The following is an 11,936-nucleotide window of genomic DNA, read 5'->3' on the forward strand; positions in this document are numbered from 1 at the left end:
CAAAGAGGAATTGGCAGAGATAGGAGAGACGATCAGGAAGGGGTTTTGATTCAGTGATCACTGATCTCTTACGACCCTCCAAACTTCCCCTTCTTCATACCTAGGTGTCCCACCTTTTTTGGTTGCCACAAATGCTCCCATTGCACAGGCAAAATCGAGTATCTCGTTAGGCGATTTACCCTGTAGATAGGTTTTGACAAATCCTGCAAGAAAAGCATCCCCTGAACCGACAGTATCTTCTACTTTGACCTTGTAGCCGGGATGTTTGATGATTTCTTTGTTTTGGTAGATCATCGCTCCTTTGGAACCTAAGGTCACGCATACCATTTTGATCGGGAAGTGGGTAGTCAAAAGCTTACAGCAACTTTCAACATCAGAAGGCACGTCGAAATAATCCGAAACGATTTCCAATTCGTCCTCATTGATCTTGAGGATGTCAGTAAACCCAAGCATAAGTTCTATTTTCTCAAAATCAAAAAACGGTGCCCTGAGGTTGATGTCAAAAATTTTCAAAGTTGGCATGTGTAGCAATTGGTACAAAGTCTCCCAACTCACGGAATTGCGCACTGCCAAGCTTCCAAAAATAAAAGCATCGGCATTTTTTACGGCGTTTTTGTTTTCCTCAGTAAAACCGATAAAATCCCAAGCTGCCGGAGAAACGATGGTGTATTTAATGTTTTCCGGGTCTTCATTATGTACCGTTACTGTCCCGGTCTTGTGTTCAGCATCTTCTTGGACCAAGGTTGATGGGAAATTATACGAATTGATGAAATCAAGGTATTTTGTTCCATAATCATCTTTTCCCAAACGTGAAATCATTTGGACATTGAGCCCTAACTGATTGAGATGAAGGGCGACATTCATTGGAGCCCCACCGGGGATTTCATGGTCAGGAAAGCAATCCCAAAGCATTTCCCCAAAACATATGACTTTTTTAGACATGGCTTTTTTGTAGTTCTTTTTGAATTTCTTCCAATGATTTTCCTTTTGTTTCGGGCATTCTAAAGAAAACCCAAAGCAATTGCAGCACCATCATTAATGCAAAGAAGGCGAAGATATTTCCTGCCCCATAGGTATTGGCAAAAAACGGGAAAACATTCGCCACGACAGCAGCCAAGATCCAATGGGTAAAAGAACCCAATGACTGCCCAAATGCCCTTAGTTCGTTGGGGAAAATCTCTGCAATGAACACCCATATCACAGATCCCTGCCCAATGGCATGAGAAGCGATAAATCCGAAAACGAAATAGGGGAGAAGCTGTGGAGGAATGAACCCGCCGAAATAGCTGTATGCCATCAGTGAAAGAGAAATGATATAACCCACTGAGCCGATATACATCAGCATTTTTCTTCCGATCCGGTCAATAAGATAAAGTCCAAGCATGGTCGCCACGAGATTGATGACACCGATCCCGATGGTCGAGAACAAGGCATCTTCTGTTGAAATTCCCGCAGATTCAAATACACGCGGGGCGAAATAGATGATTGCATTGATTCCCGACATCTGATTGAAAAAGGCCATCAGAAATGCGAAAAAGGAGATTTTTCTGAATTTCGGATTGAAAAGGGTAGATACTGAGATTTTTCCTTTGATTTCCTTGCTTTCTTCAATGGCTAGTCTCATAGCTTCATCTACACCATCAGGATCAGTTCTCGTGAGAATTTCCCTCGCGGTGTCATAATCCTGTTTTTTGGCGATCAGCCATCTTGGGCTCTTCGGTACCTTGATGATCAAAACACTGTAGATCAAAGCCGGAATGGCCTCCACACCCAGCATCCATCTCCAGGCTTCATCGACATTGGCTGTCCCGATCAGGTAATTGGAGAAATAGGCCATCAGGATACCAAAAACAATGTTGAATTGATAAAGAGCCACCAACTGCCCCCTTCTCTTGGCAGGGGCGATTTCGGAAATGTACATCGGTGCCACGACTGAGGATGCACCTACTCCCAAGCCACCAAGAAAACGGTAAAACATAAATGTATTGACATCATTGGCTAGCGCAGAACCTAAAGCCGAAACGAGATAAAATACACCAATCCAAATCAGGGAATTTTTCCGGCCGAATTTATCAGCAGGAATTCCCCCAAACAAAGCCCCGAAAACTGTACCGTATAAAGCCACAGCCACAGCCATGCCATGACTCCAATCATCTAGATTCCATAGTTTTTGGATATCCCTTTCAGCTCCAGATATCACTGCCGTATCAAATCCGAAAAGAAATCCACCCAATGCTGCTGTGATGGATAAGAACAATACGTAGTTTTTACTTTGCATAAATAGGTTTTTGGGTTAGCCTTTAAAACTAAACAGAAGTATGGGATTAAAAAAGATTAATCAAAACCTGTCTTCTGGATTTTTTGGTGGATTTCAGGTATCAGGACCAATGCCGCTGATCCATACCATTCCTTCAATTCCATTTTCAATACTCCTGCTTTTATGGAAGGGTCAGTATTGGTCAGTGTCTCGGCTTCCTCGATAGAAGCGACATCAAACACGAAAATGCCGCGCATTGCTTCGTTTCCAAAAAATGGACCTGCCAAAATAAGTTTGCCCATATCTGCTAATTTGCTGATGTTGGCCAAATGCCCTTTTTGGATTTCAGCCCTTTCTTCTTTGGAATATTCCGCCACCCGATCTCCTGAATAAAGAAAGGCTATGACATATTTTCTCATACCGAGATCATCTGCTCCAAGTTTGTTGGCAAGTTCAGCGTCATATTTTTCGCTTTGGGCTTTTAGATCTGAATAAATTGCCGAAATATAGAGGACGAGAAAGAAGATCAAATATTTTTTCATGTCAGAAAAGCTTTATTGGATGATGATGGAAATGGAATCTGCTTTGGTTCTTAATTTAAGCCAACTTTGGAACTTGTTTTTTTCTTGATTGGATGGGGCCTTGTTGAATTTGGCAACAGCCAAAAGCAAGGTGTCTTGCCTTTGTTCCTTTAGGTTGGCAATAATAGACTTATTCAGAGAAAAATAATCCAGGTTGACATAATGGATTTTTGCTTCTTTTGCAATATCTGCTACCTGACTGCTACTGTAGCTAAATTCATTGAGTTCCCTTTCTAAAAGTGCTATTTTCTTGTCTTTATCCTTGATCAGCGCTTCGTTTCTTTCGTAAAGGTCTTTGAGAATATCAGAGCGGAGTATATTGATGTCCATTCCATTGTCTCCACTTTGTCTTACTTTGAGGTATGTTCTATCCAATTTGAATGTACTGAGCCTGTTTTCGATTTCGGTAATCTTTCCTTCTTCGATTCTATCTCCGATTAGTGAAACTTCTATAATACTGCTGTCTGAATCATAAATAAAATTAGTGGAGATCACCTGCGTTCCAGAAAAGTTAAACTCTGTGTTTACAAATTCTTTAGCTGATTTTTGCCAAAATGTTCTGGTGACAATATTGTAAGCAAGGTATACACTTGGAATAATTGTCAATAAGGTGAAGATGGAAATGTAAGTACGTACGGTTTTTTCTCTTTTAGCATCTATGAATTCCTTTTTGGGAAATTTCATAAACCTCACGATCAGATAAGTGGAAAGGCTTATAAAAACAGAATTGATAAAAAAGAGATAAAATGCACCAAAGAAATAATAGATGTTTCCGGTGGCAAGGCCATATCCTGCTGTACAGAGAGGTGGCATCAAGGCTGTCGCTATGGCTACACCCGGAATGGCGTTGCTTTTCTCCTTTCTGGAGCCGGCGACAATGCCTGCCAAGCCTCCAAAAAATGCGATCAACACATCCCAAATCGAAGGCTCTGTCCTCGCCAGAAGTTCGGATTGGGCATCACTCAAAGGGGTAAAAGAAAAGTATAATGTGGAAGTGATGATACTGATGGCAACAGCAATACCGAGATTTTTTAGGGATTTTTTGAGTAGCTCAAAATCATTTATACCTGCCGCAAGTCCCACTCCCATGATGGGTCCCATCAGCGGGGATATTAACATGGCTCCTATAATCACAGCTGTGGAGTTTACATTCAACCCAACAGATGCCACCAAAATTGCAAAAATCAAAATCCATAGATTAGCCCCTTTGAACTCCACATTCTTTCCGATATAAACAATGGTTTCAAGCTCGTCTTCTTTGCCCTCATGGAGGTCAAACCTGTCTTTGAAAAATATTAAAAGTGAAAAAATCCTGTTTCTGTGCCGATTCGGTTTAGGGGTTTCTTTCATGGCAATAGGTTAGATTTAAGGTGCCAATCTAAGAAAAAAACCATTAAGAAAAATTGATTTATTTCCTTTGGATTAAGCCAATTTAAGTGTCTATACTATAAAAAAAGAAAATGAAATATAGAAAAAAATAGAGTAGGGGATAACAAAGAAGAAATGAAATTATCAAATTATATGAATGTACATAAGTGACTCATTTTAAATATGATAAGCTATTTTTAGATTTATCTAAATATGTATTCCCTAAAAAAATTAGATAAGACTAAAAATTCATTTAATCAAAAACTTTCAGTGCTGAGTAGATTAAGTTGTTATATTTGTGTATAACCCAAATACTTATTGAATCCCTTCAAAATTTTCATAGACTTATGTTGTGAGGGAAGGTTGTTTGTAATTATAATTAGCGTGTTAATATTATTCTTTTTACCAAATGATGAAGCCAATCAGCAAATTGATTTTTGTGGACGATGACAAGATCCAACATATGATCAACCGCAAGAATATTTTAAGAATCAATCCTGAAATCGATCTCTTATTTTTCGAAAATCCTTATAATGCATTGGGATGGCTGAAGGAAAATGACACAGATCTATTGATACTTGACGTCAATATGCCTGAAATGCAGGGCTGGGATTTTTTGGATGAACTCAACAAAATGAACAAAAATATCCAGGTCAAAATGCTGACATCCTCAATGGATCCCATGGATGTTGTCAAGAGTCAGGCTTATCCACAAGTTTCAGGCTTTTTGGTCAAGCCATTAAGCAATGAAGTTTTAACCGAAATATTGGGAATATAACCTTTGGATGCGATAGGTTTTGTTTAGATTTATAAATTGAATTTTAAATATTTATGTCAAAAATCAAGAAGGTAGATAGGCCGGTTATTTCCAAAAATTTGGATGACTTTTTTTCTGGAATGGCTAAGGCTTTTGTATTCGTCAGAAGGTTTTTTAAAGAAGTGTGGTTTCCGCCTTATGAGTTTAAAGAAGTGTTGAGGCAATGTTATGAAATCGGTTATCGGTCCCTGCCGCTGATATCTCTGACAGGTTTTATCATCGGTATTGTATTTACCAATCAATCCCGACCGTCCTTGGCCGAATTTGGTGCAACCTCATGGTTGCCTTCCTTGATTTCTATAGCAGTTGTAAGAGCATTGGGACCATTGGTTACGGCTTTGATAGCTTCAGGAAAGGTTGGTTCAAGTATCGGGGCCGAGATAGGGTCGATGAATGTAACTGAGCAAATTGATGCCATGGAAGTGTCTGCGATCAATCCATTTAAATTTCTAGTAATTACTCGCACCTTGGCAGCAACATTCATGATCCCTGTTTTGGTCATGTATACAGATTTTGTGGCATTGATGGGTTCTTTTGTAAGTGTCAACGCCAGTGAGCTCGTTAGTTTATCTACTTTCTTTGTTCAGGTTTTTGAGGCGATTTCATTTTTGGATATCTTCTCCTCAGTCATCAAATCCTTGGTTTTTGGATTTACGATAGGAATAGTGGGCTGTTATAAAGGATATAATTCATCCAGAGGGACAGAAGGTGTTGGACAGGCAGCCAATGCAGCTGTGGTCATGTCTATGTTCCTGATTTTTGTAGAAGAGCTTTTGATCATGCAAATTGTAAATGCGATCCGATATGCATAACGAGCAAGAAAAAGTCGTAGAGATCAGGGGCCTGGTTAAATCCTTTGGTGAAAACCATGTCTTAAGAAATGTGGATCTGGATCTGTATAAAGGGGAAAACCTTGTCGTCCTTGGGAAATCCGGTAGCGGAAAGTCAGTACTTATCAAAATCATGGTGGGTTTGCTCCGACAGGATGAAGGAACAGTCAATATATTTGGAATTGATACATTAAAACTCGATGTGAAAGAATTGAACAAACTCAGGTTGAGGATTGGATTTTCATTTCAGGCATCGGCATTGTATGACAGCATGACCGTGAGGGAAAACTTAGAGTTCCCTTTGGTAAGGAATGTAAAGAACCTGACGAGAAAAGAGATTAACTTCAAAGTAGAAGAACTTCTTGAAGCAGTAGCTTTGCCGAATACTATCAATCAGATGCCTTCAGAACTTTCGGGAGGTCAAAAGAAAAGGATTGGTATTGCAAGGACCCTGATTCTCAATCCGGAAATCATGCTTTATGATGAGCCTACAGCCGGTTTGGATCCTGTGACTTGCATTGAAATCAATAACCTGATCAATGAAGTAAGAGAGAGGTATAAAACCTCCTCCATCGTGATCACGCACGACCTTACCTGCGCCAAGCAGACCGGTGACAGGATGGCTGTATTGATCAAGGGACATTTTAAAGCAATCGGGACCTTTGAAAAGGTTTTTGAAGAGGCTACCGATAAACAAGTGAAATCATTTTACGACTATAATTTTATCAGATAATGAGAAATGACAATAAAAAATCCGTGATCGTAGGCGTTTTTGTTCTGATCGGGATCATCATCTTCATCGCCGGAGTCCTTACCATGGGAGGTCAGCAGAAAAAATTTGTGAGGAGCATCAAACTGAATGCTGTTTTCGATGACATTGGAGGATTACAGACTGGAAACAATGTTTGGTTTTCCGGTGTGAAAATCGGTACTGTCCGGAAAATCAATTTCTATGGGGAATCTCAGGTCGAAATCGTCATGAGTGTCGAGGACAAAGTCAAAGACTATATCCGCAAAGATTCCAAAGCAACCATAGGATCAGACGGCCTTATAGGTAACAAAATCATCGTCATTTATGGCGGAACAACCAAGGCCCCTGCTGTCGAAGATGGGGATAGGTTGACTGCTGAAATGCCTCTTGATACTGATAAAATGATGGCAACGTTACAGGAGAATAACAAAAACCTGGTTACCATCACGGAAAACCTCAAAGTACTCACTACCAAAATAGCGGAAGGAAAAGGCATAGTCGGTGCTGTAATGACTGATAGCGTAATTGCTGAAAATTTTAAAAACACCCTTTCAAATCTGGAGGCCGCTTCTGCCAAAAGCAATAAAATGATGGGGGACATCAGTACCTTTACCGGTGGTCTAAATGAAAAAGGAACACTCCTTTACGATATTACACATGATAAAGAGACTTTTGCCAAATTGAGATCTACCGTTGATGGGCTTGAAGCAACATCAGAAAATGTAGAAGTTTTGACAAATAACCTCAATACTGTGGCTGATAAATTGAATGATAAAAACAATCCGGCAGGAATGCTTTTGAATGATGAAGAGTTTGCGAATAACCTAAAAAGTACTATGGTGAACGTAGACAGTGCGACATTAAACCTCAATAGGGGTTTGGAAGCCTTGCCATATACATGGCCATTCAGAAATGGATTTAAGAAAAAAGCCAAAGCAGAAGCAAAAGCAGCCGGGAATAAATAAAAATTAAAACTTTGACTTCAAAAGCCTTTCTGATTTTATTATCGGAAAGGCTTTTTTGATTTTTTAACTTTGGTGGCTGATTCCCATCTCCTCCATCAATTCCAGCCCGTAATTCCTGATTACTTCGATGATCGGAATGGATTTCAATCCTCTTTCGGTGATTGAATACTCCACTTTGGGAGGAATAACCGGATAAACTTTTCTCTCTATAAATCCTTCCTCCTCCAATTCCCGCAGTTGGCTTGTCAGCATCTTGTGGGTAATATGGGGAATGTCCTTTTTGAGTTCACCATAGCGCATAATCTTATCCTGAAGACGCCAAAGAATCGGCATTTTCCAGGTTCCACCTATCCTGTCCATGGCAAATTCCACAGGATTGTAATAGAGTTTTTTGTTAAACAGAAAATCGGGCATGTTCGTCTAGGTTGAAATTTTCCATTACTTTCCAAAAAGTGTGTATAGTTCTTATTGGTAAGTATATTGATTTAAAGACTATATAAAATCAAATTTGAGACATAATTATTAAAATCAAAACCCATACAAATAAAATACTTATGTCACAGGTAAAAGAAGTACAGCATTATGTCCACAGTCACGGGATGCCATCTAAAGGAAAGATTCTGATGGTGGCAAGTAGCCCGACAATTTCGAAGCAAACAGGTTGGCCGATTGGTTTTTGGGCTGCAGAAATGACTCATCCGCTCCACGTTTTTCAGGAAGCCGGTTATGAGGTGGAATTGGTATCTACAGCAGGAGGTCCGTTGGAGATGGATGGTTATTCCAATCCAACTGACCCGAGTGGTTATTCAGCGCATGACGTGATTTCATTGGGCTATATGCAACAGGATTGGTTTAATGAAATGTTGTCCAATACCAAAAAACTCACGGAAGTTAACCCAGAAGACTATGCAGCCATTTTTTTGGTCGGAGGTCAGGGCCCAATGTATACTTTCAGAGCAAACCCTGAACTTGAAAAACTTTTCCTTGGATTTTTTGAATCAGGGAAACCTTCTGCGGCGGTTTGTCATTCCACAACCTTGCTTTTGGAACTAAAAAAATCCAATGGAGAGCTTTTGGTCAAAGGCAAAACCTGGACGGGATTTGCTGATGCTGAAGAAGAATATGCAGATCAGGCTGTGGGTATGAAAATCCAGCCTTACAGGATAGAGGAAGAAGCAAGGAAAATTTCCGGGACAAATTTTAAAGTAGCGGCGCCATTTTCCTCTTTTGCGATACAGGACGGAAATTTGGTGACAGGTCAGCAACAAAACTCCGGTGCTGCAGCTGCGGAATTGGTTGTGGAACTGCTTGATGGGAAACCATGATTTTCAGGCCCTGGTTTTTGTTTCTGATTCTGATTTGGTGTTCTGTCACTATAACCCAAGCCCAATTGGATGAGAGCGACTCAGCAAAAACCCAGGTTAGGCTTGTTTTGAATGGTAATAGACAGAAAGGAAATGTTAATATGGCAATGGTCCGGGGAAGAATGGATTTTCTTTTTCGGATCAATCCTGACTTCATTTTCAAAACCCAAAACAGCCTGCTTTACCAGGAGTTTTTTGAGAAAAAAGCCGACCAGGATATTTTCAGCAGAAACTATCTTTATTTCAAACCCCAAAATAAATTTTATCCCTATGCCATTGGTTATGTTTCCACCAATTTCCGAAGGAAGATCGATCATAGATATTTTGCCGGAATAGGGTTGACTTGGCAGGTGGTGCAGACTGAATTGCATTCGGTCAAATTATCCACCAATACCATTTATGAATCGTCTGTTTTTGACAGCCAAGTATTCAATTTCCCGGAATTTGACGGGAAAGATAATATCCGGCTTTGGCGCCAGTCTATTTATCTGAGGGGAATCCACCGGATTTTGGAAAAGAAGCTGACGGTGTTTTATGATGCTTTTTGGCAACCGCATTTGCTGCGGAGTAAGAATTTCAGATACCAAGTCAATATCGGTATGGATCTTCCGGTTTGGAAGGGATTGAATATGAATGCGAATTATCTCTTGGGATTTGAAAATGTAGTGGCAGAAAAAGTGCTTCAAAGAGATTCAATTTTCAGTTTTGGATTAAGCTACCAAATCAAAAAATTTTAAAAAAATGATTGTAAAGAAGAATTTCAGTCCTTTCAAAGTATGGCAATACATCAAATCCCCAATGTATCTGGTCTTGGTTTGGTCATTTGCAGTTTGGATATTTTTTTACTTTTTCGGTTGGAAATTTCTCGCCCTGAACTTCGCACCGATTGGAATATTGGGCTCGGCTTTAGCGATTTTTGTAGCCTTCAGAAATAATTCCTCCTATGCGAGATGGTGGGAAGCCCGTACGATCTGGGGTGGGATAGTCAACTCAAGCAGGGTTTTTGCCAGATTGGTCATCACATTTACAGACAGCCATTCCCATCAGCCCAATTATGAAAAACAAAGGAGCGAGGACTTCAAAAAAACATTGTTCAATTTATCTATTGCCTGGACACATTCCCTTAGGCTTCACCTCCGCAACCAACAAGAATGGGAGCTGTTGAAAACTTATATGGAAGAGGCTGATTTCCGGCAATTGCTTTCTTTCCAAAACAAGCCAAATTTCCTCCAATTGCTGATAGGGAAAAAGATCTACACAGCGATGGCAAATGGTACTTTGGGCGGATTTGACAGTTTTCAGATGGAAGGACAGTTACTCGCATTGGCCAACTATCAAGGTGCTTGTGAAAGAATCAAAAACACTCCTCTTCCACGGCAATATGATTTTTTCACCAGGATGTTTGTTTTGGTATTTTCGGTTTTGTTGCCTTTTGGAATCTTGGGTTTTTTCACATCTGCTCCAAATCAGTCTTGGATGGTCATCCCGCTTTCTGTAATAGTTTCAGGGGTATTTGTCATCATGGAAAAAACAGGTGCTGCCAACGAAAACCCATTTGAAAATCAGATTACCGATGTCCCGATGAGTGCCTTGTGCAATACCGTTGAAAGGGATTTATTGGAAATGCTGGAGGGGAAAAATTTACCTGAAAAGCTTGAACCTGAAAATGGATACCTTTTCTAGATATTGAGGATTTTATGTCTAAATTAATTGAAGTAAATAAATATAACACCATGAATATAGCCATCATAGGAACAGGAAACGTAGGTGGAACTTTAGCTACCAAATGGGCGAAAGCAGGCCACAGGATTTATTTGGGAGTCAAAGATCCATCAAATTTCAAAGGGAAAGAACTGCTTTCCAATCCGAATACTTCCGTGCACAGCATCAAAGAAGCTGTCTCAGCAGCTGAGGTAATATTGGTTGCTGTACCCGCAACTGCTGCGGTGGAAGTCGCCCAAGCACTCGGAGATACAGAAGGAAAGGTGATCATCGATACCATGAATGTGGTGATGGGAAGAGGCCCACAGGGATTTACCAATACTGCGGATGCCATTCTTATGCATACAGCGACAAGAGATGTGGTCAAATGTTTTAATACTACGGGATTCAACAACATGGCCAATCCGAATTATGGTGATTTGACTTTAGATATGTTTACAGCGGGTGACAGCAAAATTGGAAAAACCATAGCAATCCAACTTGCAAAAGACGCCGGATTTGCAGCTTGCTACGATATTGGAGGTAATGATAAGTTTGGACTGATGGAGCAGTTTGCATTTTTTTGGATCAACCTCGCCATGATGCAGGGACAGGGGAGGGATATCGGGTTTAAGCTTTTGAAAAGGTAATTTGGTATCCGGATAAGGTCAAACCAAAATTGGTTCCCAGATTCAAACCATTCTGTTTGTATCAAAGCATATTCAATCAGTCAATTACACGAAATCAAAAATATCATTTTCAAAATTCTTTATATGATGAAAATGATATATGATACATCAAAAGGAGTTTTGAATTTGTGACTTGGATCTTCTGCTTTTATTTATCAAATAGGCTATCGCCAAATTTGGTATCCAAGCTGCCCAAGCGATAACCTGATAAGAAGATATATAGTCTAAGTTGAGGAGATAAGCTGCCGGTGTAGCAAGTCTAAGGGATACTGCCGAAAGGCAAACAGCATAGCTATATGTCATGAAATTTTGATGTGAAATGAGCTTTCCTTTTTTAATGCTAAGAAATCCCAGAAGTGAGGTATAAAAATAGATACAAGCTACTGAAATAAACCCGGCAGCTGCAATCCACCCACCTGTGGCAAAATACCCAACATATATTCCTGATAGTGAGCATAAGATTGCTGAAAGGAAATAGAATTTACCAATGGTCCGATGCATGTACGTCCATTTTGTACGTATTTTTTGGTTAAACTGAATCCATCCAACCAATATGGCAATACCGCCCGAAATGATATGCTTCGGGGTGATCGGCTGGAGGGGTTAAAGTTTG

14 protein-coding genes are annotated in these 11,936 nt (G+C 40.0%); 8 read left to right on the forward strand and 6 right to left on the reverse strand.

Annotated elements, in window-relative coordinates; translation table 11 throughout:
• Positions 1 to 57 precede the first annotated feature (57 nt).
• From ACZFYI_RS08005 to ACZFYI_RS08020, 4 genes are read right to left on the reverse strand one after another with little or no spacing between them, the layout of a single operon-like run.
• Entirely contained in the window at positions 58 to 942 is an 885-nt protein-coding gene (locus ACZFYI_RS08005) for a carbohydrate kinase family protein (protein ID WP_462523600.1), read from the reverse strand.
• Positions 935 to 2,278: a sugar porter family MFS transporter gene (locus ACZFYI_RS08010; protein ID WP_462523601.1), complete on the reverse strand. Its 1,344-nt coding sequence runs from the start codon at positions 2,276 to 2,278 to the stop codon at positions 935 to 937. The genes ACZFYI_RS08005 and ACZFYI_RS08010 overlap by 8 nt, the downstream gene beginning before the upstream one ends.
• 56 nt (positions 2,279 to 2,334) lie before the next feature.
• Entirely contained in the window at positions 2,335 to 2,799 is a 465-nt protein-coding gene (locus ACZFYI_RS08015; RefSeq protein ID WP_462523602.1) for a YciI family protein, read from the reverse strand.
• Positions 2,800 to 2,811: 12 nt separating this feature from the next.
• Positions 2,812 to 4,188 (reverse strand): TIGR00341 family protein, encoded by a 1,377-nt coding sequence (locus tag ACZFYI_RS08020; RefSeq protein WP_462523603.1) that lies wholly within the window; start codon positions 4,186 to 4,188, stop codon positions 2,812 to 2,814.
• A gap of 430 nt (positions 4,189 to 4,618) precedes the next feature.
• Between ACZFYI_RS08020 and ACZFYI_RS08025 the strand changes: the two genes are divergently transcribed.
• From ACZFYI_RS08025 to ACZFYI_RS08040, 4 genes are read left to right on the forward strand one after another with little or no spacing between them, the layout of a single operon-like run.
• Complete coding sequence (locus ACZFYI_RS08025) at positions 4,619 to 4,984, forward strand: response regulator (RefSeq protein ID WP_462523604.1); 366 nt, start codon at positions 4,619 to 4,621, stop codon at positions 4,982 to 4,984.
• Positions 4,985 to 5,037: 53 nt separating this feature from the next.
• Positions 5,038 to 5,835, forward strand: coding sequence for an MlaE family ABC transporter permease (locus ACZFYI_RS08030; RefSeq protein WP_462523605.1), 798 nt, complete (start codon positions 5,038 to 5,040; stop codon positions 5,833 to 5,835).
• Entirely contained in the window at positions 5,828 to 6,586 is a 759-nt protein-coding gene (locus ACZFYI_RS08035) for an ABC transporter ATP-binding protein (RefSeq protein ID WP_462523606.1), read from the forward strand. The genes ACZFYI_RS08030 and ACZFYI_RS08035 overlap by 8 nt, the downstream gene beginning before the upstream one ends.
• The gene (locus tag ACZFYI_RS08040) at positions 6,586 to 7,569 is read left to right on the forward strand and encodes an MlaD family protein (protein ID WP_462523607.1); all 984 of its coding nucleotides are present in this window, start codon (positions 6,586 to 6,588) and stop codon (positions 7,567 to 7,569) included. The genes ACZFYI_RS08035 and ACZFYI_RS08040 overlap by 1 nt, the downstream gene beginning before the upstream one ends.
• A 63-nt stretch (positions 7,570 to 7,632) precedes the next feature.
• Here the strand turns inward: ACZFYI_RS08040 and ACZFYI_RS08045 are convergent, their stop codons facing one another.
• A complete protein-coding gene (locus ACZFYI_RS08045; protein ID WP_462523608.1) occupies positions 7,633 to 7,983 on the reverse strand; it encodes a winged helix-turn-helix transcriptional regulator in 351 nt (116 codons plus the stop codon).
• 140 nt (positions 7,984 to 8,123) lie between these two features.
• On the opposite strand from ACZFYI_RS08045, the gene ACZFYI_RS08050 reads away from it, so the two are divergent.
• The 4 genes from ACZFYI_RS08050 to ACZFYI_RS08065 are packed head-to-tail and all read left to right on the forward strand — an operon-like array spanning position 8,124 to position 11,284.
• Complete coding sequence (locus tag ACZFYI_RS08050) at positions 8,124 to 8,894, forward strand: type 1 glutamine amidotransferase domain-containing protein (RefSeq protein WP_462523609.1); 771 nt, start codon at positions 8,124 to 8,126, stop codon at positions 8,892 to 8,894.
• Positions 8,891 to 9,670, forward strand: a complete 780-nt coding sequence (locus tag ACZFYI_RS08055; protein WP_462523610.1) for a DUF481 domain-containing protein — start codon at positions 8,891 to 8,893, stop codon at positions 9,668 to 9,670. The genes ACZFYI_RS08050 and ACZFYI_RS08055 overlap by 4 nt, the downstream gene beginning before the upstream one ends.
• A gap of 4 nt (positions 9,671 to 9,674) precedes the next feature.
• Positions 9,675 to 10,616, forward strand: a complete 942-nt coding sequence (locus ACZFYI_RS08060) for a bestrophin family protein (RefSeq protein WP_462523611.1) — start codon at positions 9,675 to 9,677, stop codon at positions 10,614 to 10,616.
• A 50-nt stretch (positions 10,617 to 10,666) separates the two neighbouring features.
• Positions 10,667 to 11,284, forward strand: a complete 618-nt coding sequence (locus tag ACZFYI_RS08065; RefSeq protein WP_462523612.1) for an NADPH-dependent F420 reductase — start codon at positions 10,667 to 10,669, stop codon at positions 11,282 to 11,284.
• Between the two features lie 147 nt (positions 11,285 to 11,431).
• Here ACZFYI_RS08065 and ACZFYI_RS08070 read toward each other — a convergent pair whose 3' ends face one another.
• Entirely contained in the window at positions 11,432 to 11,875 is a 444-nt protein-coding gene (locus tag ACZFYI_RS08070) for a DUF2306 domain-containing protein (RefSeq protein ID WP_462523613.1), read from the reverse strand.
• Positions 11,876 to 11,936 lie beyond the last annotated feature (61 nt).

This window comes from Aquiflexum sp. (genome assembly GCF_977115555.1).